Genomic DNA, 26713 nt, shown 5'->3' on the forward strand with positions numbered 1-26713 from the left:
TGGGTTGTCACTGGTTCGTTCGGTTTCTGACTCCTAGCTCCCCTGCTGCTTCGGCAAGAGGGGCGCTTTGTACTCTCGACGAGTTGGGCTTAAAGCCCCTTTTTGGGCCTATAGGCCACGAGTTGATGGATCGACGAGTCACTGGCTACCCCCGCACGCTGTCGTCAATCGTCGAGAGCGGGGCGCCGACGCGGTACTGTGAGCCGCGATGGTTCTCGGGGAGGCGATCCCCGGCGCCAAAGAGCTTCTGGCGGAGGGTGCCCGGCGCGTACTCCGTCGGGTACGCGCCGCGGCGCTGCAACTCGGGCACGACGTGCTTCACGACGTCCTCGAAGGTGCCGGGAGTTACCGCGTAGGCGAGGTTGAAGCCGTCGATCCCGGTCTCGGCGACGATCTGCTGCATCTGGTCGGCAACGGTCGCGGCCGATCCAACGACGGTCCTACCGAGCCCCGCGAGGCCGCCGCGCTCAACGATGTCGCGCACGGTCCACGCGCGACCCTCGGGGTTATCGGCCTTGAACGCCGCGAGCGTCGACTGGATTGCGTTGCTCTGCACATTCCCGAGCGGCTCATCGAGGTCATACGTCGAGAGGTCGATGCCCATCCAGCCCGACAAAAACGTGAGTGCACCTTCGGGGCTGACATACGATAGGTAATCCTCGTACTTCGCCTGAGCAAGCTCGTCGGTCTCGTCAACGATCACGGTGAGCAGCAGGTAGACCTTGGCAGATTCGGGATCCCGCCCGGCCTCAACGAGGGCTGCGCGGATCGCGTCGACGCTTTTCTTCGCGACCGCGTTCGTGGGGGAGGCTATGAAAATGGCCTCCGCGTGCTGCGCCGCGAAACCGATCCCGCGCGGTGACGCCCCGGCCTGGAACAGGAGCGGGGTGCGCTGTGGCGAAGGCTCAGACAGGTGAATGCCCGGCACCTTGTAGTGCGTGCCCTCGTGGCCGATGTGGTGCACCTTCTCCGGTTCGGCAAACACGCCGCGCTCGCGATCCCGAACCACGGCGTCGTCTTCCCATGAACCCTCCAGCAGCTTGTAGACCACCTCAAGATACTCGTCGGCATGCTCGTAGCGCTGATCGTGCTCGAGCTGATCGTCGTTGCCGAGATTGCGGGCCGCTGATGGCAGGTACCCCGTCACCACGTTCCAGCCCACACGACCCTTCGTCAGGTGGTCGAGCGTTGAGAGTCTGCGCGCGAAGGGAACCGGATGCTCGTAGGCGGTGCCCGCCGTGATCCCGAACCCAACATTCTTGGTGACCGCGGCCATTACTGCCGCGAGCTGCACCGGATCATTCACCGGCACCTGCGCACCGTTGCGGATCGCGGCGACATCGTTGCCACCGTAGACGTCGTAGGTACCGAGCACGTCTGCGATGAAGATGCTGTCGAAGAGTCCCTGCTCAGCGATGCGGGCGAGGTTCGTCCAGTACTCGATGTCTTTGTAACGCCACGCCTGATCCTCGGGGTGCCGCCACAGGCCCGAACTCTGGTGGGCTACACAGTTCATGTCGAAGGCGTTGAGGCGGATGTGTGTGCTGGGTGCGACGGAGGATGAGGCTGCTGTTGGCACGGGTGTGGTCCTTCCGGGACGGTCGGTGGCTTTCGCAGAAAACTACCGAATCTCGGGACCGTGCTGCACGATTGTGCGCTTTGTTACCGTGTGCGACGAATTGTTACTCGGCTTCGGGCGTGAAATTCAAAGAAAGTGAGTTCATGCAGTAACGGTTGCCGGTCGGCGTGCCGAAGCCGTCGGGGAAGACATGCCCGAGATGGCCACCGCAGCGGGCGCAGCGGACCTCGGTGCGGACCATCCCGAGGGAGGTGTCCTCAATGAGTTCAACCGCGTCGGGGCGCACTGAATCGTAGAAGCTCGGCCAGCCGCAGTGCGAGTCGAACTTGGTGCCGCTCTGAAACAGCTCGTTGCCGCAGCCGGCGCAGGTGTAGAAGCCCGCCCGATCCTCGTCGAGGAGCTCACCCGTCCAGGCGCGCTCGGTGCCAGCCTGGCGCAGCACCTCGTACTTCTCGTCGCCGAGCTCTTCGCGCCACTCTTCTTCAGACTTTGAAACCTCATATGCCATGTGTGTAATCCTATGGTGTTGGCCTGGAATGGGCTGAGTATCGAGCCGTGAATCTCCTCTTCATGACGCAGTATTACGTCGCTCCCGGTGAGCCGCTGTCCCGCCGCTCTAGGCTGAAGTGCATGACGGCTTCGCGTTCGCAATCTACCTATCAGCTGCGGCTTGCATGGGGTACCGCAGGCCTCACGACCCTCGCTGATGCGGGCATCGTGGTGGTGGTCGATGCGCTTGACGCACCCGCTGCGTCCGAAGCTGTCACCTCTGTAGGCGCGAGGGTTGCTCCCGGCGCCGATGTCATCGGCGATGCCGCGGCGGATCTCGCTGCGCAGGCAGCGGGGTTGCCACACGGGCCGACGGTGTTTCGTGCCTCGCTCCGCAACGCGACCGCGACCGCGCGGGCGATCGTCGACGAGCAGCTTGCGCGAGGTGATCGCACCGCGGTGAACCTCGTGCTTGCGGGCGATGGCGGTGCCTTCGCGGTGGAAGACTACCTGGCGGCTGGCGCCTTAGGCGACGCGCTGTCAAAGCTCGGGCTGGATCACACCGCCCCGGATCTCGCCGTCGCGATTGAGGGGTTCCGTCCACTCACCCGCGCCCTCAAACACCTGCTCTCCGCGAGCGCCGCAGGGCTTGCCCTCACAGCGGCCGGTCGCCGCGATGAGGTCCGCGCCGCCGCCGAGCTTGATGCCGACTCGGAAGCGCGCCGCGTCAACTAGCCGGCACCTACTATTCGGCACCTCAGCCGGTACTCACACCTCAGCCGGTCAGAATTCGCAGTTTTTTACCGGCTGAGAGTTGAGTACCGGCTGAGCTGTCAACCCCGCGCGACGACCTGGCGCTTCGAGGAAATCACGCCGGTGTCGAAGCCCGCGAGGTGCAGCCCGCCGTGGAAACGAGCGTGCTCGATCTTCAGGCAGCGATCCATGACCACGTCGAGCCCCGCCGCCTCGGCGATCGCGGCAGCCTCCTCGTTCAAGGAACCCAGCTGCAACCACAGCGTTTTCGCACCAACCTCAACGGCCTCCCGGGCGACACCCGGCAGATCCTCGTGCCTGCGAAACACATCGACGATGTCGGGCACTACCGGCAGATCCGCGAGCGACGCATACGACTTCTGTCCCATGATCGTGTCGGCGCGCGGGTTCACGAAGTACACCTCGTACGGTGCGCTCGAAAGCAGGTAGGTAGCGACAAAGTAGCTGGCGCGGGCGGGATTATCGGACGCCCCCACAATCGCCACCGACGTTGCGCGGTGCAGGATCCCGAGCCGCGCTCCCGCGGTCGGCCCCTGCCAGTTGCGCACGGCGGCACCCGCGGCTCCCGGCAGCGCGCAGGCAGCCCCGAGAACGTCGACTCAGAGGGGAAGTGGGGTCGTTGCTGACTGTGCTCATCGCTGTGCTGTCCGGGTTCTCTGCTGCGCTCATCGCTGTGCTCCTGTCGCGCGGGTAAGGGCCTGATCCAGATCCCACAGGATGTCTTCCGGATCCTCGATGCCGACCGAGATTCTGATCAGGTCGGCGGGCACGCCGCCCGCCTCGAGCTGTTCGGCGGTGAGCTGCTGATGGGTGGTTGATCCGGGGTGGATCACCAGGGTGCGCGCGTCCCCGATGTTTGCGAGGTGGCTTGCCAGCTGCAGAGATTCGATGAACGCCTCACCGGTCGCGCGGGCCGCCTGCACCCGCTCGCTCTCGGAGGTGAACTCGCCCGCCGGGCGCACCCCGAACGCAAACACCGATCCCGGGCCGAGCGGGAAATACTTCTGCGCGCGATCCTGGTGCGGGTGACCGTCGAGCCCTGCCCAAGTCACAAATGAGACCCTGGGATCCGAGGCGAGCCACTCGGCCACGACGCGGGCGTTCGCGACGTGCGCATCGATCCGCTGCGGCAGGGTCTCAACACCCTGCAGCAGGTTGAACGCCGACTGCGGGCTGAGCGACGGCCCGATGTCTCGCAGTTGTTCGTTACGGAGCTTCGTGAGGAACCCGTACTCGCCAAAGTTGTCCCACCACTTGATACCGCCGTACGATTCGACCGGTTCGGTCATCGTCGGGAACTTGCCGTTGCCCCAGTTGAAGGTGCCGGCCTCCACGACCACACCGCCGAGGGTGGTGCCGTGACCGCCCAAGAACTTGGTGACCGAGTGGATCACGATGTCCGCACCGTGTTCAATCGGGCGCGACAGGTAGGGCGTCGCGAGCGTGGCATCGACGACGAGCGGCACCCCGGCCTCGTGGGCGACGGCGGCGAGGCCCTCGATGTCGGCAATTTCGCCGCCGGGGTTGCCAATCGCTTCGACATACACCGCCTTGGTGTTTGCGCGGATCGCCTTCCGAAACTCTTCAGGATCGGAGCTCGCCACGAACGTCGTGTCGATGCCGAAGCGCCGCAGCGTGACGTCGAGCTGGGTGACGGTGCCGCCGTAGAGCTGCGCCGAGGCGACAATGTGGTCGCCGTGGCCCGCGAGCGCCGCAAAAGTGACGAACTCCGCAGACATGCCGCTCGCGGTCGCGACCGCACCGATGCCGCCCTCAAGGGACGCGATCCGTTCCTCCAGCGCCGCCACCGTGGGGTTGCCGATGCGCGAGTAGATGTTGCCGTACTTCTGCAGGGCAAACAGGTTTGCCGCCTCCTTCGCGCTGTCGAAGACGAACGACGTGGACTGGTAGATCGGCACGGCGCGTGCGCCGGTTGCCGCGTCAGGGGTGCCTCCCGCGTGGAGGGCGCGGGTGCGGAACCCGAACTGGTGCTCGCTCATGTGGTCTCCTTCGATAAAGCGCTGGATGATGGTTCGCTGCTCGCCGATAGCCTGGCCAGGCGCACGGCCTTGCGCACCTCGTCGACGGCCCGGGGATTTTGCAGGCTGGTGGTATCGCCGAGCGTATCGCCCTGCCAGATCTGCGCAAGCAATCGACGCAGGATCTTGCCCGAGCGTGTCTTCGGCAGCTCGGGTACGCGCACGATGATCTTCGGCTTCGCGATGGGCCCGATATCCCGGGTCACCTGTGCGCGCAGCTCGTGGTGATCTGCGACGCCCTCCGACCCGTCAACCACAAACGCCGCAACGGCCTGCCCGGTGATCGGGTCACTCACCCCGGTCACCCCGGCTTCACCGACGGCCGGGTGTGCGACGAGCGAAGACTCAATCTCAATGGTGGAGAGGCGGTGCCCTGACACGTTCACGACGTCGTCGAGACGGCCCAGGATCCAGATATAGCCGTCCGCGTCGACGGTGGCGCCGTCGCCCGCAACGTAGTAGCCGCCGTGCTCACCGTGCCCCGCAAACGGAGCCCAGTACGAGTCGCGGTAGCGTTCGGGGTTGCCCCACACGGTGCGGGCCATGCCCGGCCAGGGGCGTCTGGCGACGAGGGTTCCGGCCCGGCCGGGGGACACCGGCTCGCCCGCCTCGTCAACGACAGCCATGTCGATCCCGGGGAGCGGGATCGTTGCCGACCCCGGTTTCAGCGTGGTTACGCCGGGGAGCGGCGCGATCATCGCGGCACCGGTTTCTGATTGCCACCAGGTGTCCACCACGGGAACGCTGTTGCGGCCGAAATTGCGGCGGAACCACACCCACACCTCGGGGTTGATCGCCTCGCCGACGGTGCCGAGCAGCCGGATCGACGAGAGATCATGCCCCGGCGGGAGCTCCTCGCCAAACCAGGTCATGAGCGTCCGGATCAGCGTGGGCGCCGTGTAATAGACGGTGACGCCGTAGCGTTCGATGATCTCGAGGTGCCGTTCACGATGCGGAGCGTCGGGAGTGCCCTCGTAGATGACCTGCGTGAGCCCGTTCGACAGCGGCCCGTAGATTTCGTAGCTGTGCGCCGTGACCCACGCGAGATCCGCGGTGCACCAGTGCACATCGTCGGGTTTCGCGTCAAAGTGTGCCCAGTGCGCCCAACTCGCGTGGGTGAGGTAGCCGCCTGAGGTGTGCACGAGACCCTTGGGCTTTCCGGTGGTGCCCGAGGTGTAGATGATGAACAGCGGGTGCTCGGAGTCGAAGGCCCGCGGCGCGTGAGTTTCGGGCTGCGCGTCAACGAGCTCGTGCCACCACACGTCTCGGCCGGCGGTCCACGGCACTGCCTGACCGGTGCGACGCACCACGAGGACGTGCTCGAGATGGGGGAGGCCGGTGGCCGCGAGATCCGCGTTCGATTTCACTTCGACCTGCGTGCCGCGGCGGTGTTGGCCATCGCTCGTCACGAGTAGCTTTGCACCCGTGTCTTCAAGTCGGAACCGCACCGCCTCCGCCGAGAAACCTCCGAAAACGAGCGAGTGTACGGCGCCGATCCTGGCGCAGGCGAGGGCTATCACCACGGTTTCGATGAGCACGGGCAGGTAGACAACGACACGGTCGCCCGGCTCGATACCGAGTGCGGTGAGCGCGTTCGCGGCCTGGCACACCCGCCGCTGAAGATCCGCATAGCTGACGGCCACGCGGTCGCCGGGCTCGCCCTCGAAGTACAGGGCAACGTTTTCGCCGAGACCGTTCGCCACGTGCCGATCGACGCAGTTCGTCGCGACGTTGAGTGTGCCGCCGTCAAACCAGGTCGCTGCGGGGATCGTGACGGTGCCGGTGCTGGCGTCCCTGACCGGGGGAGACCACGTATGCGCCGTGTGCCACGGCTCGGTCCATTCGAGTCGCCGCGCGGCGTTCTCCCAGAAGGTGATCGGATCGGCCGCAGCGGCGTCGTAACTGCTCGCGTCGAGGTTCGCCCGGGCCGCGAAGCTCGGCGATGGCGGAAAGGCGCGGGTTTCGCTGAGGCGCGCTTCGTTGCTCACATCCACCTCCGCAGCACGGCACGCTCGAACAGCACCAGGATCGCGTTGGTGATGGTGCCGAGAAGCGCCAGCAACACGATGGCGAGCAGGATCCGGTCAACCCGCCCGGTCTGCTGCGAGTCGTTCAGAAGCCAGCCCAGCCCCATCGACGCAGCAAGCAGCTCAGCCGCAACGAGGAACAGCCACGCCTGGGCGAGCGCGAGGCGCAGACCGGAAACCACCGACGGGATGACCGCCGGGAGCTGTACGGTGCGAAAGAGGGACCAGCCACGAAGACCAAAGCTGCGCCCCGCCTCCACGAGCTGCGGGTTGACGTGCCGCAGCGCATCGGCGACGGTGGTGTAGACCGGAAAGAACGCGCCGATGGCGATCAGTGTCACCTTCGATTCTTCGCCGACCTGCAACCACAGGATCAACAGGGGAACCCAGGCGAGCGAGGGGACAGCCCGCAGCGCGACGAGCGTGGGCGCCAGCAGCACCCGGCCGATCTGCGACAGACCAACGGCCGCAGCGAAGGCGAGCGCGATCCCGGATCCGACAACAAAGCCGATGAAGACGCGCTGCACCGAGATCGCGATGTTGAGCCACAGCTCACCGCGCTGGATGAGTTCGGATCCCGCCTCGATAACCGACAGGGGGCCGGGGAGCCGGTACGCCGGCACCATCCCCGTCGCCGTAACAAACTGCCAGGCTCCGACAATGAGGAGGGGGACGATGAAACCCCCGGCGATCTGGACCCAGGTACGCGGGGTTGAACCGGGCGTCATTGGGCCGCGTTCTTGGCGAATTCGTCGTGCACGATCGAGGCGATAGCCGTATCGAGTGTTGCCTGGCCACCCTTGATGTCACCGGATTCGGCGATGATCGGGGAGATCCGCTGCAGCACCTCGATCTGCTCCTTGCCGGGAACCCCCGAAACATCGAGGTTTGAGCGCTCGTTGATCACGGTCTCCGCAACCGCGATGTCGATGGAGGCGGCATCCGCGAGTAGCTGAGCGGTCTCATACGGGTGCGCGAGCGCCCACACACGAGCCTCCTCATAGGCGTCAACAACGACCTGGGCCACATCAGCGTGATCCGTGATGAAATCCTCGGTCGCGTTCAGGAAACCGTAGGTGTTGAAGTCGACGTTGCGTGCGATGAGCCGGGATCCGGACTCAACCTCGGCCGCCGCCATGATTGGATCTAGCCCGGCCCACGCGGCAACGGAGCCGCCGTCAAGGAGAGCCCGACCGTCGGCGTGCTGCACGTTCTGGATCTCGACGTCGCTTGCACTGAGGCCCGCCTCCTCGAGCGTCTGCAGCAGGAAGAAGTAGGGGTCGGTGCCCTTGGTGGCGGCAACTGACGTTCCCTTGAGATCGGCGACATCGGAAATGTTGCTGTCTGCACCGACCACGATCGCTGCCCACTCGGGCTGCGAGAAAATGTCGATGACCTTGATCGGAGACCCGTTTGCGCGGGCGAAAAGCGCGGCGGATCCCGCGGTCGATCCGATGTCGATGGATCCCGAGCGCAGGAGTTCGTTCGCCTTGTTGCTGCCGGCCGACTGGATCCACTCGACCTTGACAGTGTCGCCGAGGGCGTCCTCGATGAGACCCTGATCCTTGACGACGAGGCTGAGCGGATTGTAGGTTGCCCAGTCGAGCGAGAGCGTGTTGGTCGACCACTCGCTGCCCTCTGCGGGAGCTGAGTTTCCGCCGCTTTCGCCCTGCACGCAGCCGGACATGGTGAGGGCCAGTACCCCTGCGGTGATGGCTGCGGGGATCAGACGTCGGGTGATGGGGCTCATTGGTTCTCCTGTGTGGTGGACTTGTGGACCCCTAATCCGTCGAGGAGGGAGTTCCGAAGATCGGTGAACGTTCTGGCGCCTCGGTCGCGGGGCGGGCGCCCGGCACGGGCACGAGACGGGCGATGGAGCCGGCTGCACGGGGAGTGCCCGCGGCGGCTGCATCTTGGGTGTGATCCTGTTCGGGATCCTGCGCTGCTGCGCGAGCGGACCCGAGGGCGCCAATGCCGGAGGAAGATCCGAGCGCCACCACCCGGGCGCGGGGCGTGCGGGTTCGTGCCCGGCCGCGTGCAGGTTCCGGAGCATCAACACCCGGTCGGCGAGGTACAGTGCCTCTTCGACATCGTGGGTGACGAGCACCACTGTCGTGGGCTGGGCCCGATGAATATCGAGGAGGAGGTCGTGCATTTTGAGCCGGGTCAGCGCGTCGAGCGCGCCAAAGGGTTCATCGAGGAGCAGCACGCGGGGGCTGCGGGCGAGCGCCCTGGCGAGCGAGGCGCGCTGCGCCATTCCGCCCGAGACGTCTGCGGGGCGTTGGTCTGCGGCATGGCTGAGGCCCACGAGTTCAAGCAGCTCCGCGACGCGCGCTTTCGCCTCGCGGCGGCTGGTGCCCCGGGGGAGACCGATCGCGACGTTGTGCGCAAGCGTGCGCCAGGGGAGCAGGCGCGGCTCCTGAAAAGCGATGGCCGTGGAATCGTCGTGGTCACGCACCTGCTCGCCGTCGAGGGTGATCGTGCCCGAGGTGGGGACGTCGAGTCCGCCGATCAGCCTGAGGAGCGTCGATTTGCCGCAGCCGGAGGGACCGACCACCGCGATGATCTCGCCCGCGCTCACCTCGAGCGAGAGGTCACGAAGCACGGTGCGGGCGCCGTCTTTCATAGGGAAGGTACGCTCGACAGCATCGATCCGCACCTGGCCCGCCGGCGTGGTGGCTGGCGGAGCCGTGGGGGCTGCGACGATCTCGGGCATAATCATCCACCATGCCGAACGTCTGCAATATTACGAAAGTCGGCCGTAACATGACGACGCATTTGGGCGATTCCATCGGGTTCGCGAGGCTCGATCCCGAACGCAGAAGCCGCGATTCTCTCGCTTAGCGTGCCATACGCGCAACCTCGCCAGGTCCTGTAATCTACCCACTATGTCTTCTCTAAAACGACCGGCAGCACGCGAGGCCTTTGGCTCTCGAAACGTGTTTATTTTGGCAGCGATCGGCTCGGCTGTCGGCCTCGGCAACATTTGGCGGTTCCCCTACGTTGCCTACGAGGGCGGCGGCGGGGCGTTCTTGATTCCCTACCTGTGTGCCCTGCTCACTGCGGGTGTGCCTCTGTTGTTCCTTGATTACGCGATTGGGCACCGGTTCCGCGGATCCGCACCGCTCGCCTTTCGCCGGATGCACCGGGCCGCCGAGCCTCTGGGCTGGTGGCAGGTGTTGATCTGCGTTGTGATCGCTGTCTATTACGCGGTGATTGTGGCCTGGGCCGTGATGTATACCTGGTTTTCTGCGCGGCTGACGTGGGGCGTCGGCAACGAAAACGACTTCTTCTTCTCTGACTTTCTGCGCATGGGGGATGTCGCCGAGTCGGGGGTATCCTCGGAGTTCGTGCCCCAGGTGGGTCTGCCCCTGATCGGCGTGTGGCTCGTGGTGATCGTCATCATGAGTCTCGGCGTGAAACGCGGCATCGGTGCCGCCAACGTCATCTTGATGCCTCTCCTGACGCTGATGTTCATCGCGCTCGTGGTGCAGTCGCTGTTTTTGCCCGGCGCACTTGACGGCCTGAACGCGTTCTTCACCCCGAACTGGCAGGCACTCGGCGACCCCGCGGTGTGGGCGGCAGCCTACGGGCACATCTTCTTCTCGCTGTCGGTGGCGTTTGGCATCATGGTGACCTACTCGTCATACCTGAAGCCGAAGTCCGACCTGACCGGCTCCGGGATCGTCGTCGCGTTCGCAAACTCGTCGTTTGAGATCCTGGCGGGAATCGGCGTGTTCGCGGCGCTCGGCTTCATGGCCGCGGCGCAGGGTACCGATGTCTCGGGTGTTGCCACCTCGGGGATCGGGCTCGCCTTTGTCGCGTTCCCGACGATCGTGTCGAACGCGGTCGGGGGCTCGATCATTGGCGTGCTCTTCTTCGGCTCGCTCGTCTTCGCAGGGGTGACCTCCATGATGTCGATCCTTGAAGTGATCATTTCGGCGCTGCAAGACAAGCTGGGCTGGGGGCGGGTGCCGACCACACTCGCCGTATCGATCCCGCTGGCCTTCATCTCAATGGCCCTGTTCTCAACCACGACGGCGCTTGCGGTACTCGACACTGCCGACGCTTTTGTGAACGCGTTCGGGATCATGGCCGTCGCGTTTGTGACGGTGATCGTTGTGGCCTGGGTGCTGCACCGACTGCCCATGCTGCAGGCGCATCTCAACCGCCGCTCAAGCTTCCCGGTGCGATCCTGGTGGCGTCTGCTGGTCGGGATCCTCGCCCCGGTCGTACTCGGCTACCTGCTGTACAGCGAACTCCAGAGCAAGATCACGGAGATCTACTCGGGCTACCCCGCGTGGTTTGTGGCCGTGTTCGGATGGGGAATGGTGGTCACCCTGATCGTGGGCGGTGTGCTGCTGTCGCTGCTCCCGTGGAGCGAGAGATCACGCGCAAAAACGGACCCGGGCTACGACGAGTATTTGCAGCGTGAGGCATACGATGCTGATCGTGAGACGGGCACCCTGGAAACACTGCACACGGAGGAAACGCGATGACTACCGAAGCTGTTGTCATGATGATCATCGCGATGGTCACGGTCTGGGGCGGCCTCGTCGCCGGGATCGTCAATCTCGCGAAACATCCCGATCAGGACGACGAAGCGACCGCTCCAGCAGCGTCACCTCAGCAGTGAGGTTGCTGCGGGCACGTTCTTCCCACAGCTGCCGCGCGGCTGGGGTCCGGTAGATGGCAGTCTGTTCCAAATAGCCCATCAGGATCCGGCTGCGCCCGGTCGCAAACGCTTCCTGCGAGACGTGCGCATACTCCTCGCGCACCGCGGTCGTGTAGGCCTCGTAGCGAGGCGGAGCAGCGGCAAAAATCGCAAGATCAGCATCACGGAGATGGCTGAGTGCCGGGTCAGGATCCTGCGCGTGCTGCGCGGGTGCCGTCGCGACAATACAGGACTCCACCCGGGCCAGAAACGCGGGAGTGATCCCGGAGTCGGGCAGTGAAGCGAACGCGCCGAGCTCCCGCGTCGCGAGCGCAGCAGAATCCTGCTCGTCCGTCTCAGCGCCGGCGTACACTGCGTCGTGAAACCACGCTGCGGCCAGCGTCGCCGGCGAGACGCGCTCACCGCGGGTGTGCAACTGGTCCAGTGCGAGGAGGACATCCTCGAGGTGCACCTCGGTGTGGTACCTGCGGTGAGGTTCATTCCAGCGGGCGAGCAGGCTCTCACCGAGCCGCGACCACGGACCCTCGGCTCCGTCCGCTTTGGTACTGCCGAGCGCCTGCCCGAGCCGCGACCACTCCGTGACGAGAAACTCTCGCCGCTGCAGCGGAACGGCCGCGGGCCGATCGACCTGCCGCACGCGCAGTCCCGAATGGCGCAGCGCGAACACCACCTGCTTCGCGGTGACGGCGCGGGCCCCGAGCGCGAGCGCCTCCGCGTGCAGGGATGCTGGAACGTCGTAGTGATCAAGATCAAACCCGCGACGGGGAACGCCGAGACGTGCCGCGAACGCGTGGAGCTCGTCGGTGCTGGTGTCTGACACGAGGTGACTCCACAGCGTGCCGTGCGCGGGCCACGCGGGAGGATCGATCAGGATCGCCATGCACTCAATGGTAATCCGACGAGAATGCAGTATCTCGACGAGAAGCCATTCCCCGTGCGTCGGCAGAGTGCATTCTCGTCGGCGGAGTGCATTCTCGTCGAGCGGGACCCGGGGGCGGAGCACGGGCCTGGAGACGGACCCCATCCGAGGGCGCAGAGGTCTGCTATGGTGGGAAATCCACAGTACACATCCGCTGGGGGGCCAAACTTGGCTGAGATTCACCGATTGAGGTGGACCACCCCAGAAACCTGATCTCGGTAATGCGAGCGGAGGGAAGCGGTCAATATGTTGATCCATGTCCATGTTGGGCCAGCGCCATCTGGCGATGAACGGGGCACATACGCCCACTGCGAGGCGGCGATTCGAGTGATCGAATCGAGCGGTCTCGACTACGAAGTGGGGCGCTCGGCACCACAGTGCAGGGGCCGGCCGATCGGCTGTGGCCGCTGATGCGCGAGCTGCACGAAGCGACGCTCGTTTCCGGTGCCGAGCAAAACATGACGCATGTGCGGATCCTCGAGGCGCGGGACGACCGTTTCGACGCCTCGATGTCGGATCTGGCCGCGCGCATCACGCACTAGCCGAGACGTCGTCGTGAAGAGTCTTTCGCGGCAGATCCTTCCCGTGCTCCTCGCCGTCGTCGGCGTGGTGGTCGTGTGGGCTCTGCTGGTGCGCGTCACCGGGGTTCCGTCCTACCTGCTGCCCGCCCCCGAGCAGGTGTGGCAGGCGGCATGGCACGATCGCACCCTGATCGCGGGACACCTCGCCGCCACACTTCAGATCGCCGTCAGTGGTTTTGTGCTCGGCGCCGCGCTCGGCATCGCCACTGCGGTCGCCCTGACGCTGTCGGACACAGCACGGCGCGCGGTCGAACCGCTCTTGATCGCGAGCCAGGCGATCCCGCCGGTGATCTTTGCACCCATCGTGATCGCGGCCATGGGTTTCGGATCGTGGCCGAAGATCCTGGTGGTCACGCTCGGCGCGTTTTTCCCCGTTGTCATCAGCGCCAGCGCGGCGATGCGCGGCGTCGACCGCGACCTCGTTGAACTGCTGGTCGCGATGGGGGCCTCGCGCTTTGCTGTGCTGCGGCGAGCGCGCTTCCCCGGCGCCGTTCCGGGCATGGTCGCCGGGGCCAAGGTCTCCGCTAGCTACGTCGTCTTCAGCGCAATCATCGCCGAGTGGATGGGATCGTCCGTCGGTCTCGGCGTCTATCTGCAACGCTCTCAGGCGAGCTACCGCATGGACCAGCTCTTTGCTGCCGTCGGTGTCATTGCCGTGCTGGGGGTGCTGCTGTTTTGGATCACCTCCCTCCTCGGTGATCGCGCGCTCGCGCGCACCCGCGCCAGCTCGGCCCTCGCCGCTGACGCCGCCTCTGTATAACTCGAAATCCTCACCATAGAAAGGTCACTCCGTCGTGGCTCACTCACCTGTTTCATCCGTCACCGCCCTCGCAACCCTCAGCGCAGGGATCCTGCTCGGCAGCACACTCCTCAGCGGATGCACTGCCGCCGAGGGGGATCCGCGTCGGCCGCGGACGGTGATCTGCACAGCGTCACGCTGATGCTCAACTGGACGCCCAACGCGCACCACGCCGGTATCGCCTACGCGCTCGAACACGGGTACTACGCGGAGGCGGGCATCGACCTGGAGATCATCGAGCCGGGCGCGGATATCGGGGCCGACGCGGCCGTGGCGTCCGGGAAAGCGGAGTTTGGGATCTCGCAGGCCGAGTCCCTGCTTCCCGCGCGCGCGTCGGGCATGGGGATCTCGGCGATCGCGACGCTTCTGCCCGTCAACGACTCGGCGCTCATGGGTCTCGCCTCCAGCGGCTTGAGCGAGGATCCTGCTTCGCTCGCCGGTCTCACCTACGGCGGGTATGGTGGGGCGCTCGAAACCGAAATCATGTCCGCGTTGACCGAGTGCGGTGGCGGGGATCCCGCATCGATTGAGTTCATCGATATTGGCAACGTTGACTATCTTGCGGGCATGGCTCAGGATCGCTTTGACGTTGCCTGGGTGTTTGGCGGCTGGGACGCGCTGCGGGCGCAGATGGAGCGGGATGACGTGGTTGTGCTGCCGCTGTCGGCGCACCAGGACTGTATTCCCAACTGGTACACCCCGGTGATTATTGGCAACGACGCCGCGATGGCGGCGGATCCCGAGCTGACGCGCGCGTTTGTGGCGGCGACGAGCCGCGGCTACGACGCCGTCATCGAAGATCCGCGGGCCGGCGCGGACGCGCTTCTCGCCGTGGCCCCCGAGCTGGACGCTTCGCTCGTGCGCGCCGCGGTCGCCTACTACGCCCCGCTGTACCGTAGCGATGCCGAGGGTGAGGCTGGCCGTTTCGGACAGATGGACAAGGCAGTGTGGGATCGTTTCACAGAGTTCCTGGTGCGGGCGGGGATGCTTGACGATGCCTCGGCACTCGAAGGGGCGTGGACCAACGAGTACCTCCCCGCGCCGTCTGCGAGCTGACATGACTGATTTCATCGGATCAGGCACCGCGGGCGCGCTCGTGGTCGACGGCATCGCGCACGGGTTTCGGGAAGCGGGGGCCCGGCGTGCGGCACGGCGCACCGAGCTCACACCGGTGTTGAGTGAGGTGTCGTTTGAGGTTGCGCCCGGCACGCTGACCGCGCTGCTCGGGCCGAGCGGCTGCGGCAAATCGACCCTGTTGCGGATCCTCGCGGGGCTTGTGGTTCCGGAGCGGGGGAGCGCGCGCAGTGGATCCCGCGACCTCATCGCGCACCCCGGGGGCATCGCTTACCATCCGCAGCGCGACGCCCTGCTGCCGTGGTTGCGCGCGCTCGACAACATCACCCTCGGCGCGGAAACCGCGGGGCGGGATCGCGCCGAGGCGCGCGCGGAGGCGGTGGCTCTGCTTGAAAAGTTTGGGCTGCCCGGGCAAGAGCGGGCTTGGCCCGACGAGCTCTCCGGCGGCATGCGGCAGCGGGTTGCGCTGATGCGTACCTTCTTGATGCCGCAGCGCGCGCTCGTCCTCGACGAGCCGCTGGGGGCGCTCGACGCGCTGACCCGGCGGCGCCTGCAGCACTGGCTGCTCGACATCACCGCGAACGACGGCCGCCCGATCCTGCTCGTCACCCACGATATCGAGGAGGCGCTGCTGCTCGCGGACCGGGTGCTGGTGATGAGCGATCGCCCGGGCCGGATCGTGCACGTCGAGGACCGCCCGGACGCGGCTACCCGCGTGCGCGAGCGCGAGGAGGGCACCGACCATGCCCCGTTACGCCGGATCCTCGCCGCGCTCGACGGTGAGGCCGCTGCGGCGGCTACGCGGCAGTAACGGGTTGGCGCAGGATCGTGCGTAGTCTCTCGGGGGCGACCTTTCGCGGATCGCTGAGGTAGATCTCGTGGTGCGTGCCGGCCATGCGCAGCCCCTGTGCGGGAATGAACTCGCGGTGCATCCGTTCAAGCACCGGCGCTTCGGCCTCGTAGGAGCCGACGTGCAGCGTCTGCACGCACCGTCCCTCGCGCAGTGTTGCGAGCCGGACCTCGTCGAACGGGGGCGAGTCTTCGGCGTGCGGATCCGCCGCCGCGTGCTGTGCGGCGTATTTGGCAGCGGCCTGATCCCGCGCGGCCGTGAATGCTGCTTCGCTGAGCCACTCCGGCACCATGATCATCATGGTCCAGTCCCACTGCGACTTGTCGCGCGCGCTCGTGAACGTCGACATGTCGTCCGCCCACCACAGCCCCTCGAGCGGCATCACCACGTAATCGCGGCCGAGCTCGCGCTTGCTCGCAAACTTCATCGCGTAGGCGATCGGGTAGAGCGCTTCGAGGGCGCGAGTGTATTCGGGGGAGGTGTTCGGATCCCCGTGCCCATCGATCATCAGGTACTGCAGCTCGGGCACATCAACCACACGGAATGCGCCGCGCTTCGCCTGATACGCGTCGAGTTCCTTCTTGAAGTCTGACTTTGTGGCGCTCACAGATCCTCCGTCAATCTTCCTTGGCATTAGTTCTCCTCGACCGTAAATTCCGCAGGCTCTTGGGTGACACCGTTGATCTGCAGTGCGAGGGCGTAGCTGCCAGGGTAGTACTTGCGCGTGGTGATCGGCCGGAAGGAATGGGAGGCCGTAACCACGGTGCCGTCGCCGGGATCGAGTGCGCGCTCCGCGATCTTGAAAACTTTTGAACGCGTGCCGCCGCGCGCCCCGGGAAAGCTCAGTACGTAGTCGATCACCATGCGAGCGGGCTCGTCACCCGTGTTCTGTACCTCCGCAGAGAACTGCACGGCGCCGCCGGCGGGCACCCGCTTTGTCGACAGGGTGAGTGGGGACACGGTCACGCTCACGGGTGGGAATCCGAGGAGTTCAAGGGCCCCAGGATCCCCGCGCTTCACGAGCGTCCGCAGTGCGTGCCGAGAAGTGCGGGCGACATGTTCCCCGCCACTGCGCTGCCAGCCGCGAACCGTCAGTACCGTAAGCTCCGGGTGGGTGCGACTGTGGTCGTTGAGGTGATTCGCGACGGATCGGCGCACCGATTCTTCGGGATCGTCGTAGAGCGCGTTGAGGATCGGGAGCGTCGGCGAGGGATCTGTGACGAGCACCGGAAGCCGCTCTCCCCACGGCAGCAGCGGCCGGCTTCCCTCTGATGCGAGACGCCGCACGTTCCAGTCGGGGTCGCCCGTCCACTCGGTCATGTGCCGGAGCCCGCGGCTGAGATTGTGGAGCAGCAGTGGCCTCACGGAGAACTCCGAGCTCATCCGCGGGGTCAGCTCCCGCATCAGCTCCATCCCGTTGTCGAAGGCCTGATCGGTCCCCGCCTCGATCGCGCTCCACGAAGCCGCGAGCCCGAGCGGCCAGAGCGTAAATCCCGCAAAAGTCTCGTCTTCGAGGGCGTTGCGAATCACCCGGGAAAGCCGGTCCCGGTCCCCGTCAATGTCGGCCAGAATGCCACGGGCGATCGCCCGTGCCCGTTCGCTGAGCGTCAGGGAATCGATCTCTGCGGCCACCAGGCGCGCGTGCGCGAAGGAGGTGTGGTGGTCTGCGCGCTCCAGAATCTCAACGAGCGCAATCGCGCCATTTTGTCCGAGCAGTTCGTCAGCGAGCGGCATCTGTGATCAGTTTCCGCGGGTCCATTCGAAGTGCGGGGTCATGCTCTCATGCTAGTGGTGTGTCTCAGAAATGACTCCCCGTTGCGGTGCACCGGTGAGCCGCGCTCGCTGCGTTGTTCTCGTCAGCTTTGCCTCCAGCGAAGCTCTCCTCGTCCGCCTTGCGATCACAGCACCCCGGCACATCCTTACTGGGAAGCCATTTCTGAGACACACCACTAGCCCTCTCGACGAGAAGCCAGTATCTCGACGAGAGAGCATCTCGCGTGCGTCAGAGCATTGGCTTCTCGTCGAGATATTGCTTTCTCGTGGCTTGGTCAGTCTGCATCAAGCTACCAGGCGGCGAACCAGCGCCTAAACTGGCGGCATGTGCGCGAGTTATGGACTTGGCGGTGGCCCCCTCAAACTGGGGCTCACCTTCGACCTGCCGCCGATGCATGAACCGGAGTCTCGCGAACTGCTTGCGCGCTGGGCGAGGGAGCAGGCCGGCACGGCAAAGATCACGGGCCGTCACGCGCGCAACCTGAACCCGATGATCCGCGAGGTACAGGGCGAGCGCAGCCTAGACCTTGGCTGGTGGTGGCTGCACGTGGGAGGCGCACCCGCGCCCTTCAGCGCGTTCAACTCCCGCGCCGACGCCCTCGCGCAGAAGTGGCGGGAGCCCTTCCAACGGCGCGCGATCCTGCCCGCCAACTGGTACATCGAAAAGGGTCGCTCGTTTTCGCTGCCGCGCGGTGAGATGTTCGGGATCGCGGCCATCGTGACACCCGTCGAGACCGCCACCGGGCAGTTGCTCAGCTACTCGATGGTGACTCGCGAGGCAGTCGGGGAGGCCAGCGAAGTACACCACCGCATGCCGCTGGTACTGCCGCGGGACTTCCACGACGCGTGGCTTGATCCGGGCCGCGCTGGAAACACTGAACTCGCTTCGACCGCGGTGTATTCTTCGGAGCAGATTTCGCGCGCGTTTGAGGTGATCGGTGATGGGCTGGCGAAGGATTCACCGACTCTCTTCTGAGGCGAAACTCTGCCTTCGTTGAGCTTTCCCTGCCGTGGGGAGTGCGCTACCTTCGAATCATGGGTATCGTCAAACGGACCGCGCGCAGTGTCGGAACAACGGGGCTATTGGCAGTGGGGGCACTGCACCTTGTCTGGGCTTCGGGGTCAAGCTGGCCCGCAAAGAACGGGAAGCGACTCTCTGAGGCCGTGATTGGCAACGCGAAGTTGAGGCCCAGCCCGGAAGCGACATTGGGAGTTGCTGCTGCTGCGATCGGTGGCGGGCTCGTCGCCGGTGGCGCACTCGGTGAAGGCCGGGGCGTGGTGGCGCTGCGCCGGCTCATGGGGTTCGGGCTCATTGCGCGTGCCGTTGTATCTGAAGAGCTCCTGATGGAGGCGCTGGGGCTTCCCGAAAGCGGGCAACGCTTCAGACAACTGAACCGACAGTACTATCGCCCACTCTGCGCGGTATTGGGGGTCGCGGTGTTGCTGGGGGCCCGGGACCGCAAGCCTGTCGAGAGTGTCGATCAGCTGAGCTGACGGCGCCTCACTGGCCGCAAACGAACAAACGCACTTAAGGACGCATGAAGTGCGTGACACACAGATCAGGGATCTTAAGGACAACATGAATCATCACGACGGCGACAACGCGCGGCAGGCGCAGGCGGCTCAGGCCTTGGAAAGCAGGATCCGCGAGACGGTCGAGGCGAGTTTTGACGCGACGGTCGCGGAACTCTCAGATCTGGTGCGGATCCCCTCGGTGTCTTGGCCGGCCTTTGATCCCCGGCACCTCGGAGAGAGCGCCGAGTCGATCGCGGGGAAACTCCGCGAGCTCGGCATCTTTGATGTGGTTGACGTGCGGCGTGCTCCGGTTGCGGGCAGCGAGAACGCGGCGGATCCCGAGCTCGGTCAGCCCGCCGTGGTTGCACGGCGCGCAGCACGAAACGGGCGCCCGACCGTGCTGCTCTACGCGCACCACGATGTGCAGCCACCCGGCAAGGACGAGGATTGGCAGACGCCGCCGTTTGAGCCGGTGCTGCGTGACGGCAGGCTCTTCGGACGCGGCGCCGCAGACGACAAGGCGGGGGTCATGTCGCACCTCGGCGCGATCCGCGCGGTGGCTGATGCGCTGACCGAATCTGGCGAAGACCTTGACCTGGGCATCGCACTGTTTATCGAGGGCGAAGAGGAATGGGCGTCGCAGTCGTTCGGAAACTTCCTGCGCGAGAATCGTGAGCTGCTCGCTGCGGACGCCATCATCGTCGCAGATTCCTCCAACTGGGACACCGAGACACCCGCCTTGACGGTTGCGCTGCGGGGCGCGGTCGCCTTCAACCTCAAGATTGAAACACTCGATCGCGCCTCACACTCGGGCATGTTTGGCGGAGCGGTGCCCGACGCGATGCTCGCTGCCGTTCGCCTGCTTGACACGATGTGGGACAAGGAGGGCGCAGTCGCGGTCGCGGGGTTGCGCGAGGCGGACCTAGCCATTCCCGAATACGACGAAGCGCGGCTGCGCGAGGAGACCGGGCTTCTCGACGGTGTCTCACCGATCGGCACGGGCGAGATTCTGTCGCGGATCTGGGCGAAGCCCGCGATCTCGATCACCGGCATCGACGCTCCCGATATCGCGAACGCCTCCAACACCCTGATCCCGAGCGTCACGGTTCGCATCAGCGCGCGGATTGCTCCGGGGCAGGATCCCGCCGAGGCCTTCGAGGCGTTCAAACGTCACCTGCAGGATCATGCTCCGTTTGGCGCACAGCTCACCTTCGAAGACGGTGATTTCGGCCAGGCGTTCCTCGTCGACACGAGCGGTTGGGCGGTCGCCGAGATCCGCAAGGCAATGGCGGATGCGTGGGATCGTGACCCGGTTGACACCGGCATCGGCGGATCGATCCCGTTCATCGCGGAACTCGTGGAGGAGTTTCCGGGTGCAGAGATTCTGGTGACCGGGGTTGAGGATCCCGATTCCCGCGCGCACAGCCCGAACGAGTCGCTTCATCTTGAAACGTTCCGCAAAGCGATGCTGACCGAGGCGCTGTTCCTGGCCCGTCTGAATCAGCGCAGCGCCTGAATTACCCCTGCAGCATCACGTGCCCGAGGGCGGACGAAGCGTTCAGCGTGCCCGCCGCCTATGCGCCGAGCACGCCGAAAGCGAAAAGGAAAAAGTACGCGGCAAAGGCCGAGACAATCGCGGCGAGCGAGCCAATGATGATGCCTGCGATTGACATCCCCTTGGGTTGACGTTTGTTCAGCGCAACGATGCCAAGCACCACTGCAGTGATTCCGCCGGGGATTCCCACGACGCCGCCGATTAGCGGAATCCCGAGGAGCGCGAAGCTGAAAATGCTGATGATCAGCGAGGCGACGGCGATACCGCTTCGCTGGCTGGGGGGAGGCGCTACTCCGAGGTACCCCCGATATCCGCCAGACTGGTGCGGTGGGATCGGTGCCTGATAGGTGACCGGCGGCTGGTACTGGGGCGTCGGCGCCACGGGCTGGGGCGGGGAAACCTGCTGTTCCGATGGGGGAACCGGCGACGCCGAAAACTGCTGTGGCGGCTGATTCTGGCTCGCATCACTCGGAGCATAGGGATTAGACATGTCTCACCTTCGGACTGGAAGATACCAACCCTTTAATTCTATAGCGCGCGCAATCTCTTCTCAGTGCTGCGGCTCTGAGGGGAGCGGGGGATCCTCGCTCCCACGGGCATCGCCCGCGCGGCCAGCGGTGGCCTGCGCTCGCAGGAGATCGCGGATCTCAGTGAGGAGCTCGTGTTCACTCGGTCCCGCGGGCGCCGGCTCCTCCGCCACAGCGGGACCGCGCAGCCTGTTCATCGGAAGCACAAACACGAAGTAGACCACCGCTGCGACGATGACGAAGTTCAGCACCGCGCCGAGTAGCGCGCCAAACGCGATCGCGCCGCCACCGGGAAGCCCGACGACCATGGCGCCGTCGAGCGAGTCTGCTTTGAACACCATGCCGACCACCGGATTGATGAGCGCATCAACAACCTTCTGCACGACAGCGTTGAATGCTGCGCCAATAACCACGGCAACGGCCAAGTCGATGACGTTGCCGCGGAGCAAGAACTCCTTGAAACCCTTAAACATGATTCTCCCCTGGATCGGCCGATGCTACCAGGTTCTTATCCTATGCAGCAGGCGATAGATTGGGTGGCATGGAGTTCATTGGGGCGATGCCCGCCGTTGACCTAACCTATTCAGATGTGTTTCTCGTGCCGCGGCACTCGGAGGTGCGCAGCCGGCTCGACGTGACCCTCGCCCCTGGCGATGGTACCCAGGCCACGCTGCCGCTCGTGGCCTCAAACATGAACTCGGTGACTGGCCCGCGCCTCGCGGCCGTCCTCGCCAGACGCGGAGGGCTCGCGGTTCTGCCCCAAGACATGTCGCTCCCCGAGATGGAACGCGCGATCCAGTGGGTAAAACGGCAACCCGCCACCGTAGATACCCCGATTGTGCTGCCGGTCGCCGCAACCGCCGCGGACGCTCTCCGTCAGATCCCGCTCGCCGAGGGGCAGAGTGTCGTCGTCGCAGACCACGATACGGACGAGGCGCTCCCTGCCGAGCGCTCGATTCGCGGGGTGCTCTCAGCGCAGCGGCTTGCAGCAGTGCCCCCTGACGCGCGGCTGGGCGACCTGCTCCGAGGAAAAGCCGCCGTCATCGACGCTTCCGAGCTTTCCGACCCCCGCACCGCATTCGACCGCGTCGCTGCAGCCCTCTCCAACCATGACGCGGAGGCGGCGGATCCTGCGGCGGTCTGCGTCGTCGCAGACGGTCTGCTCGTCGGCGTGCTCTCCGAGAAATCGGCGCTGCGCCGCTCGATCTATCAGCCCGCCCTCGATGCTGACGGCAGATTGATCGTCGCTGCCGCCGTGGGAATCAATGGTGACATTGCGACCAAAGCACGGGCGCTTGTGGCCGCAGGCGCGAACGCGCTCGTCGTCGATACCGCTCACGGGCATCAGGAAACCATGCTGCGGGCCCTGCGCACGGTCTCCGAGCTGTCGCTTGGCGTGCCGATCGTTGCGGGTAACATCGTCACCTCCGACGGCGTCAACGACCTTGTCAACGCAGGCGCCACGATCCTGAAGGTCGGCGTCGGGCCCGGAGCAATGTGCACCACGCGCATGATGACGGCGGTCGGTCGCCCGCAGTTCTCCGCGGTCCTCGAGACCGCGCAGGCGGCCCGCGAGCTCGGCGCCCACGTCTGGGCCGACGGCGGCGTCCGCTACCCGCGCGATGTTGCCCTCGCGCTCGCCGCAGGGGCCTCCGCAATCATGATCGGCTCCTGGTTCGCGGGAACCGCGGAGTCTCCCGGTGAGCTACACACGGACGAGGACGGCCGCCAGTACAAGGAATCCTGGGGTATGGCCTCCACCAAGGCGGTGCAGGGGCGCTTCGGCGCGCTCGATGCCTACGAGCGCGCGCGGAAAGAACTCTTTGCCGAGGGCATCTCCTCATCGAAGATCTACTTGGATCCGCAGCGGCCAAGTGTGGAAGACCTCGTTGACATGATCACCTCGGGGCTGCGCTCCTCCTTCACCTATGCGGGGGCCAACAGTCTGCAGGAGTTTCATTTGCGGGCTCGGGTCGGTCTGCAGTCCGCGGCAGGCTACGAGGAAGGCAAGGCGCTGCCGGTCAGTTGGTAGGCGCGAGTCGCATATCGACCCCGCCGAAACCTGCGAGAATGGTCCCCGGGCATACGTAAACGAATGGAGCGCACTCAGTGAAGTACATCTCAACTCGCGGCGGTATGGAAGCTGCTCCCTACAGCGCGGTTCTGCTTGAAGGACTGGCGACTGACGGCGGGCTGGTGGTTCCCGAGTCCCTGCCGCAGCTGAGCGCCGCGCAGGTCGAAGGGTGGCGTTCACTCAGCTACCCGGAGCTTGCGACCGAGATCCTGGGGCTCTTCGCCACTGATATTCCGCGAGACGAGCTCGCCGAGCTGTGCCGCGCCGCGTATGCTCCAGACCGCTTCGTGAGCGAACGCATTGTCCCGCTTGTGCCGCTCGCGGGGGAGCAAGGGCCTGGAGAAATCGCGCTCGTCGGGCTCTCCGAAGGGCCGACGCTCGCATTCAAGGACATGGCGATGCAGTTCCTTGGGCAGGCGCTCGAGTATGTGCTCGCGAAAAGCGACCGCACGCTGAACATCATCGGGGCGACCTCGGGCGACACCGGTTCTGCGGCGGAGTATGCGCTGCGCGGCAAAGACGGGATCGCCGTGTTTATGCTGTCGCCACAGGGTCGCATGAGCGCCTTCCAGCGCGCGCAAATGTATTCGCTCACCGACGGCAACATTCACAACATCGCAATCGCCGGCGTGTTTGACGACTGCCAGAATCTCGTGAAGAAACTCTCCGGGGATCTCGAATACAAGCGCGAGCACAACCTCGGCACCGTGAACTCGATCAACCTCGGACGCATCAGCGCACAGATCGTGTACTACTTCTGGGCATGGCTGCGGCAGACCGATGCGGTGCCAGCTGCCGAACGAGCAGGATACGAAGTCTCCTTCACGATCCCCTCCGGCAACTTCGGAAACATTCTCTCCGGTCACTTCGCACGCAGCATGGGCCTCCCGATCCGAAGGCTCGTGCTCGCGGCAAACGAAAACAACGTGCTCGACGAGTTCTTCCGCACCGGGATCTACGCACCCCGCAGCGCGGCCGCCACCTTCGCCACTTCGAGCCCGTCGATGGATATCTCGAAGGCCTCGAACCTTGAGCGCTTCGTGTTTGAGTTGCTCGGTCGCGATCCGCAGCGATTGTCTGCCGCCTGGGACGAGCTCGAGCGCACCGGGCAGATCGACCTGCGGGCGGAGCTGCCCCGCTTCGAAACTGAGTTTGGTTTTCAGAGCGGCACGAGCACCCACGCTGACCGGCTTGCGACGATCCGCTCGGTGTTCGAGACGAGCGAGATCATCATCGATCCGCACACCGCGGACGGCGTGAAGGTTGCGCGCGAGTTCGTGGAGCCAGGAGTCCCGATGCTGGTGCTCGAAACGGCGAAGCCCGCGAAGTTCCCGGAGGTCGTGTTTGACGCGACGGGGCAGCAGATCGGGATGCCGGAACACCTTGCAGGGCTGCTTGATCTGCCGCAGCGCGTTACCGATATGCCTGATGATGAGCAGCAGCTTCGCAGCTTCATCGCGGAGCGCGCCGTGTAACCTTGCTGCATGGCAGTGAAGCGTCGATGCTGGTGTCGGCAGGAACAGGGTTCAGCGGGACAAAGTGCAGCGGAACAGCCGGGGGTGCCACCGGAACCCACGCCCGTGCAGCGCGCGTGGAGTGACGGGTTCGGGCTTCTCGCCGTTCGTGCCCTGCAGGTCCTGATCGTTCTGGCGCTCACCGCCGTGGTGATCTGGGGGATGAGTACCCTGACCACGGTCGTAATCCCGATCCTGCTCGCCCTCATTTTTGCCAGCACCTTTGCGCCGGTGATGCGCTGGTTGTGCGCACGCGGTGTCAGCGATCTGCTCGCGACCGTGCTTGTGCTGCTCGGGATCGTGGTGCTCCTGGTGGCGGCGGGTTGGTTGATCGTGTGGGCCGTACTTGATCAGTGGGACACGCTGCAGGCGAAGGCCGAGGATGGTTTTGCGCAGGTGCTCGACTGGGTAAAGACGCTGCCGTTTGCGCCCGACGCCGGGCAGCTGGCCGAGTGGCGCGAGAGCGTCGTGGACTTCTTGACGAGTTCCCAATTTGGCTCCGGTGCGCTCGCCGGGGTCGGCGCGATCACCAGCTTTGCGACCGGCTTCGTGCTGCTGATCGTGGTGTTGTTCTTCTTCCTGAAGGATGGGCCGACCATCTGGGGCTTTATGCTGCGGCCGTTTTCCGGGCGCGGGCTGGAACGGGCTCGCCGCGTTGGAGACACCACGGTGGCCACGCTCGGATCCTATGTTCGTGGCACCGCCGGAGTCGCGGCGGTGGACGCCATCGGCATTGGCATCGGGCTTGTGATCCTGCAGGTGCCGCTCGCCCTGCCGCTTGCGGTGCTCGTATTTGTGCTCGCGTTTATTCCTCTCGTTGGTGCGACGGTCGCCGGGATCCTCGCCGCGCTTGTCGCGCTGGTTGCGAACGGGCCGCTGAACGCGGTGCTGGTAGTTGCGGTGGTGGTGCTCGTGAATCAGCTCGAAGGTAACCTGCTGCAGCCGGTGCTGATGGGGCGCGCGCTCAAGCTGCACGCCCTCGTGATTCTGCTCGCGTTGACCATTGGCACGCTCACCGGCGGAATCCTCGGCGCGGTGCTCGCCGTGCCGGTCGCCGCGGTGGGTTGGGGGATCGTGAAGATCTGGGACGGCCCCGAGTTGCCAGCACGATGGGCGCGAGAGCACGAACCGCATGCTTGAGGCGGCGGGAGTTACGGTCTCTCTTGACGGCTTCACTCTGCTTCCGGAGACCTCGCTCACGCTTGAACCGGGATCCTGTGTCGCGGTGCGCGGCGCAAACGGAGCGGAAGATGATCTCGCGCGGGCCGGAATGCTGGGAGCGACGGCGCTGCTGGTGGCGACGGTATCGTTGCAGTCGTGGACGCGCGGCCTCGCCGTCGCGGCGGAAGGCGTGGGGTCGCCGGTGCTACTGCCATCGTCACCGGGTGGGCTGCTTGCCCGCCACCTGATCGTGCCGTTCGGGCTTGCCGCGGTTTCCGTGCTGGCGTGGCTCGGGATCAGCGGTGTGCTGCTTGGTGCGCTGTGGGCGGGTGCCGCGGCAGGCGAAGGGAACGGTGCGCCGGTGATGTGGGCAGTCGCGATCTCACTCGCGGTGATCTCCGGGCTGGTGTTGTGGGCGCGCGGGAGGCTCGGTGTTTGAGGTGGCCGCAGTCATCCCACAGCGCGGAAACACGATGACGCGCCGTGAAGGAATCTGACTTTGCGTGATTCGTTTGCGTATGCCAAGATAGATGAGTTGCTACGGCAGCGGGGAGTAATCTCAGCGCCGTGCAACGCGACCGGCCCCATCGTATAGCGGCCTAGTACGCTGCCCTCTCACGGCGGTAACGCGGGTTCGAATCCCGCTGGGGTCACCGGTTCGAAAGCCTCACCTTCGGGTGGGGCTTTCGTTGTATCGCGGGTGGGGTGGGATTCGAACCCGCTTGCGGGTTGCGGCCGGTGGGCCCGCCGCGGCCTGCGCGGAAACGCGGTGCGTTTCCTTGCAAGCA

26 protein-coding genes, 1 tRNA gene, 1 pseudogene and 1 riboswitch are annotated in these 26713 nt (G+C 65.4%); of the genes and pseudogenes, 15 read left to right on the top strand and 13 right to left on the bottom strand.

Features of this window, described 5'->3' with window-relative positions:
* Positions 1 to 145: 145 nt before the first annotated feature.
* Entirely contained in the window at positions 146 to 1516 is a 1371-nt protein-coding gene (locus G7067_RS07580; protein WP_166325938.1) for an LLM class flavin-dependent oxidoreductase, read from the bottom strand.
* 166 nt (positions 1517 to 1682) lie between these two features.
* Entirely contained in the window at positions 1683 to 2087 is a 405-nt protein-coding gene (gene msrB / locus G7067_RS07585) for a peptide-methionine (R)-S-oxide reductase MsrB (protein WP_166323219.1), read from the bottom strand.
* A gap of 122 nt (positions 2088 to 2209) precedes the next feature.
* Here msrB and G7067_RS07590 point away from each other — a divergent pair, with 122 nt between their 5' ends.
* On the top strand, positions 2210 to 2803 hold the full coding sequence (locus G7067_RS07590) for a 2-phosphosulfolactate phosphatase (protein WP_166323221.1): 594 nt from the start codon (positions 2210 to 2212) through the stop codon (positions 2801 to 2803).
* A gap of 98 nt (positions 2804 to 2901) precedes the next feature.
* Here the strand turns inward: G7067_RS07590 and G7067_RS07595 are convergent, their stop codons facing one another.
* The 6 genes and pseudogenes from G7067_RS07595 to G7067_RS07620 all read right to left on the bottom strand — a co-directional run.
* The gene (locus G7067_RS07595) at positions 2902 to 3390 is read right to left on the bottom strand and encodes a CoA-binding protein (protein ID WP_244301009.1); all 489 of its coding nucleotides are present in this window, start codon (positions 3388 to 3390) and stop codon (positions 2902 to 2904) included.
* Between the two features lie 117 nt (positions 3391 to 3507).
* Positions 3508 to 4842 carry an O-acetylhomoserine aminocarboxypropyltransferase/cysteine synthase family protein gene (locus tag G7067_RS07600; RefSeq protein ID WP_166323223.1) on the bottom strand — a complete coding sequence of 445 codons (1335 nt, stop codon included), beginning with the start codon at positions 4840 to 4842 and terminating at the stop codon, positions 3508 to 3510.
* Positions 4839 to 6875 (bottom strand): acetate--CoA ligase, encoded by a 2037-nt coding sequence (acs, locus tag G7067_RS07605; protein ID WP_166323225.1) that lies wholly within the window; start codon positions 6873 to 6875, stop codon positions 4839 to 4841. The genes G7067_RS07600 and acs overlap by 4 nt, the downstream gene beginning before the upstream one ends.
* Complete coding sequence (locus G7067_RS07610) at positions 6866 to 7636, bottom strand: ABC transporter permease (protein ID WP_166323227.1); 771 nt, start codon at positions 7634 to 7636, stop codon at positions 6866 to 6868. Before G7067_RS07610 ends, acs begins: the two co-directional genes overlap by 10 nt.
* A complete protein-coding gene (locus G7067_RS07615) occupies positions 7633 to 8658 on the bottom strand; it encodes an aliphatic sulfonate ABC transporter substrate-binding protein (RefSeq protein ID WP_166325944.1) in 1026 nt (341 codons plus the stop codon). The genes G7067_RS07610 and G7067_RS07615 overlap by 4 nt, the downstream gene beginning before the upstream one ends.
* A gap of 495 nt (positions 8659 to 9153) precedes the next feature.
* Positions 9154 to 9630: pseudogene (locus G7067_RS07620) on the bottom strand (ABC transporter ATP-binding protein); the annotation flags it as partial.
* A gap of 166 nt (positions 9631 to 9796) precedes the next feature.
* Here G7067_RS07620 and G7067_RS07625 point away from each other — a divergent pair.
* A complete protein-coding gene (locus G7067_RS07625) occupies positions 9797 to 11407 on the top strand; it encodes a sodium-dependent transporter (protein ID WP_166323229.1) in 1611 nt (536 codons plus the stop codon).
* A complete protein-coding gene (locus G7067_RS15220; protein ID WP_166323231.1) occupies positions 11404 to 11544 on the top strand; it encodes a methionine/alanine import family NSS transporter small subunit in 141 nt (46 codons plus the stop codon). Before G7067_RS07625 ends, G7067_RS15220 begins: the two co-directional genes overlap by 4 nt.
* Here the strand turns inward: G7067_RS15220 and G7067_RS07635 are convergent.
* A complete protein-coding gene (locus tag G7067_RS07635) occupies positions 11477 to 12463 on the bottom strand; it encodes a DUF4031 domain-containing protein (protein WP_166323233.1) in 987 nt (328 codons plus the stop codon). The genes G7067_RS15220 and G7067_RS07635 overlap by 68 nt on opposite strands.
* Before the next feature lie 185 nt (positions 12464 to 12648).
* A riboswitch (TPP riboswitch) is annotated at positions 12649 to 12755 on the top strand.
* 157 nt (positions 12756 to 12912) lie between these two features.
* On the opposite strand from G7067_RS07635, the gene G7067_RS13820 reads away from it, so the two are divergent.
* The 4 genes from G7067_RS13820 (at position 12913) to G7067_RS07655 (ending at position 15767) form a co-directional block, all read left to right on the top strand.
* A complete protein-coding gene (locus G7067_RS13820) occupies positions 12913 to 13044 on the top strand; it encodes a hypothetical protein (RefSeq protein WP_244301011.1) in 132 nt (43 codons plus the stop codon).
* Between the two features lie 13 nt (positions 13045 to 13057).
* Positions 13058 to 13843: an ABC transporter permease gene (locus tag G7067_RS07645; RefSeq protein WP_166323235.1), complete on the top strand. Its 786-nt coding sequence runs from the start codon at positions 13058 to 13060 to the stop codon at positions 13841 to 13843.
* 117 nt (positions 13844 to 13960) lie between these two features.
* The gene (locus G7067_RS07650; RefSeq protein WP_166323237.1) at positions 13961 to 14938 is read left to right on the top strand and encodes an ABC transporter substrate-binding protein; all 978 of its coding nucleotides are present in this window, start codon (positions 13961 to 13963) and stop codon (positions 14936 to 14938) included.
* 1 nt (position 14939) lies between these two features.
* Complete coding sequence (locus G7067_RS07655; protein ID WP_166323239.1) at positions 14940 to 15767, top strand: ABC transporter ATP-binding protein; 828 nt, start codon at positions 14940 to 14942, stop codon at positions 15765 to 15767.
* Here the strand turns inward: G7067_RS07655 and G7067_RS07660 are convergent.
* Together G7067_RS07660 and G7067_RS07665 are read right to left on the bottom strand one after the other, a co-directional pair.
* Entirely contained in the window at positions 15754 to 16440 is a 687-nt protein-coding gene (locus G7067_RS07660; protein ID WP_166323241.1) for a GyrI-like domain-containing protein, read from the bottom strand. The genes G7067_RS07655 and G7067_RS07660 overlap by 14 nt on opposite strands.
* Positions 16440 to 17540, bottom strand: a complete 1101-nt coding sequence (locus G7067_RS07665; RefSeq protein ID WP_166323243.1) for a DNA alkylation repair protein — start codon at positions 17538 to 17540, stop codon at positions 16440 to 16442. Before G7067_RS07665 ends, G7067_RS07660 begins: the two co-directional genes overlap by 1 nt.
* Positions 17541 to 17904: 364 nt before the next feature.
* On the opposite strand from G7067_RS07665, the gene G7067_RS07670 reads away from it, so the two are divergent.
* The 3 genes from G7067_RS07670 to G7067_RS07680 all read left to right on the top strand — a co-directional run bounded on the left by G7067_RS07670 (position 17905) and on the right by G7067_RS07680 (position 20610).
* Positions 17905 to 18555: an SOS response-associated peptidase family protein gene (locus G7067_RS07670; protein WP_166323245.1), complete on the top strand. Its 651-nt coding sequence runs from the start codon at positions 17905 to 17907 to the stop codon at positions 18553 to 18555.
* Positions 18556 to 18614: 59 nt separating this feature from the next.
* Entirely contained in the window at positions 18615 to 19073 is a 459-nt protein-coding gene (locus G7067_RS07675; RefSeq protein WP_166323247.1) for a DUF3995 domain-containing protein, read from the top strand.
* A gap of 85 nt (positions 19074 to 19158) precedes the next feature.
* Entirely contained in the window at positions 19159 to 20610 is a 1452-nt protein-coding gene (locus tag G7067_RS07680; protein ID WP_166325947.1) for a dipeptidase, read from the top strand.
* Positions 20611 to 20668: 58 nt separating this feature from the next.
* Here G7067_RS07680 and G7067_RS07685 read toward each other — a convergent pair whose 3' ends face one another.
* On the bottom strand, positions 20669 to 21139 hold the full coding sequence (locus G7067_RS07685) for a DUF4190 domain-containing protein (RefSeq protein WP_166323249.1): 471 nt from the start codon (positions 21137 to 21139) through the stop codon (positions 20669 to 20671).
* Positions 21140 to 21199: 60 nt separating this feature from the next.
* A complete protein-coding gene (gene mscL, locus G7067_RS07690) occupies positions 21200 to 21649 on the bottom strand; it encodes a large conductance mechanosensitive channel protein MscL (protein WP_166323251.1) in 450 nt (149 codons plus the stop codon).
* A gap of 68 nt (positions 21650 to 21717) precedes the next feature.
* On the opposite strand from mscL, the gene guaB1 reads away from it, so the two are divergent.
* The 5 genes from guaB1 (at position 21718) to G7067_RS07715 (ending at position 26578) form a co-directional block, all read left to right on the top strand.
* Positions 21718 to 23208 (top strand): GMP reductase, encoded by a 1491-nt coding sequence (gene guaB1 / locus G7067_RS07695; protein ID WP_166323253.1) that lies wholly within the window; start codon positions 21718 to 21720, stop codon positions 23206 to 23208.
* 77 nt (positions 23209 to 23285) lie between these two features.
* Complete coding sequence (gene thrC, locus G7067_RS07700) at positions 23286 to 24725, top strand: threonine synthase (protein ID WP_166323255.1); 1440 nt, start codon at positions 23286 to 23288, stop codon at positions 24723 to 24725.
* Positions 24726 to 24809: 84 nt separating this feature from the next.
* Positions 24810 to 25904: an AI-2E family transporter gene (locus G7067_RS07705; RefSeq protein WP_244301012.1), complete on the top strand. Its 1095-nt coding sequence runs from the start codon at positions 24810 to 24812 to the stop codon at positions 25902 to 25904.
* The gene (locus G7067_RS07710; RefSeq protein WP_166323259.1) at positions 25897 to 26364 is read left to right on the top strand and encodes a hypothetical protein; all 468 of its coding nucleotides are present in this window, start codon (positions 25897 to 25899) and stop codon (positions 26362 to 26364) included. Before G7067_RS07705 ends, G7067_RS07710 begins: the two co-directional genes overlap by 8 nt.
* Before the next feature lie 141 nt (positions 26365 to 26505).
* Positions 26506 to 26578, top strand: a tRNA-Glu gene (locus tag G7067_RS07715).
* Positions 26579 to 26713: the final 135 nt, after the last annotated feature.

The organism is Leucobacter insecticola (genome assembly GCF_011382965.1).
In the GTDB taxonomy this organism is placed as follows: domain Bacteria; phylum Actinomycetota; class Actinomycetes; order Actinomycetales; family Microbacteriaceae; genus Leucobacter; species Leucobacter insecticola.

Excerpts from the sequence above, each read along its gene's own strand:
- G7067_RS07580 (WP_166325938.1), bottom strand. The coding sequence starts at position 1,516 with ATGAACTGTGTAGCCCACCAGAGTTCGGGCCTGTGGCGGCACCCCGAG.
- G7067_RS07610 (WP_166323227.1), bottom strand. The coding sequence starts at position 7,636 with ATGACGCCCGGTTCAACCCCGCGTACCTGGGTCCAGATCGCCGGGGGT.
- G7067_RS07680 (WP_166325947.1), top strand. The coding sequence starts at position 19,159 with ATGAATCATCACGACGGCGACAACGCGCGGCAGGCGCAGGCGGCTCAG.
- G7067_RS15220 (WP_166323231.1), top strand. The coding sequence starts at position 11,404 with ATGACTACCGAAGCTGTTGTCATGATGATCATCGCGATGGTCACGGTC.
- G7067_RS07675 (WP_166323247.1), top strand. The coding sequence starts at position 18,615 with ATGGGTATCGTCAAACGGACCGCGCGCAGTGTCGGAACAACGGGGCTA.
- G7067_RS07635 (WP_166323233.1), bottom strand. The coding sequence starts at position 12,463 with ATGGCGATCCTGATCGATCCTCCCGCGTGGCCCGCGCACGGCACGCTG.
- mscL (WP_166323251.1), bottom strand. The coding sequence starts at position 21,649 with ATGTTTAAGGGTTTCAAGGAGTTCTTGCTCCGCGGCAACGTCATCGAC.
- G7067_RS07670 (WP_166323245.1), top strand. The coding sequence starts at position 17,905 with ATGTGCGCGAGTTATGGACTTGGCGGTGGCCCCCTCAAACTGGGGCTC.
- G7067_RS07600 (WP_166323223.1), bottom strand. The coding sequence starts at position 4,842 with ATGAGCGAGCACCAGTTCGGGTTCCGCACCCGCGCCCTCCACGCGGGA.
- G7067_RS13820 (WP_244301011.1), top strand. The coding sequence starts at position 12,913 with ATGCGCGAGCTGCACGAAGCGACGCTCGTTTCCGGTGCCGAGCAAAAC.
- G7067_RS07660 (WP_166323241.1), bottom strand. The coding sequence starts at position 16,440 with ATGCCAAGGAAGATTGACGGAGGATCTGTGAGCGCCACAAAGTCAGAC.
- G7067_RS07685 (WP_166323249.1), bottom strand. The coding sequence starts at position 21,139 with ATGTCTAATCCCTATGCTCCGAGTGATGCGAGCCAGAATCAGCCGCCA.
- G7067_RS07590 (WP_166323221.1), top strand. The coding sequence starts at position 2,210 with ATGACGGCTTCGCGTTCGCAATCTACCTATCAGCTGCGGCTTGCATGG.
- G7067_RS07655 (WP_166323239.1), top strand. The coding sequence starts at position 14,940 with ATGACTGATTTCATCGGATCAGGCACCGCGGGCGCGCTCGTGGTCGAC.
- G7067_RS07650 (WP_166323237.1), top strand. The coding sequence starts at position 13,961 with ATGCACTGCCGCCGAGGGGGATCCGCGTCGGCCGCGGACGGTGATCTG.
- G7067_RS07665 (WP_166323243.1), bottom strand. The coding sequence starts at position 17,540 with ATGCCGCTCGCTGACGAACTGCTCGGACAAAATGGCGCGATTGCGCTC.
- guaB1 (WP_166323253.1), top strand. The coding sequence starts at position 21,718 with ATGGAGTTCATTGGGGCGATGCCCGCCGTTGACCTAACCTATTCAGAT.
- msrB (WP_166323219.1), bottom strand. The coding sequence starts at position 2,087 with ATGGCATATGAGGTTTCAAAGTCTGAAGAAGAGTGGCGCGAAGAGCTC.
- G7067_RS07615 (WP_166325944.1), bottom strand. The coding sequence starts at position 8,658 with ATGAGCCCCATCACCCGACGTCTGATCCCCGCAGCCATCACCGCAGGG.
- G7067_RS07710 (WP_166323259.1), top strand. The coding sequence starts at position 25,897 with ATGCTTGAGGCGGCGGGAGTTACGGTCTCTCTTGACGGCTTCACTCTG.
- G7067_RS07625 (WP_166323229.1), top strand. The coding sequence starts at position 9,797 with ATGTCTTCTCTAAAACGACCGGCAGCACGCGAGGCCTTTGGCTCTCGA.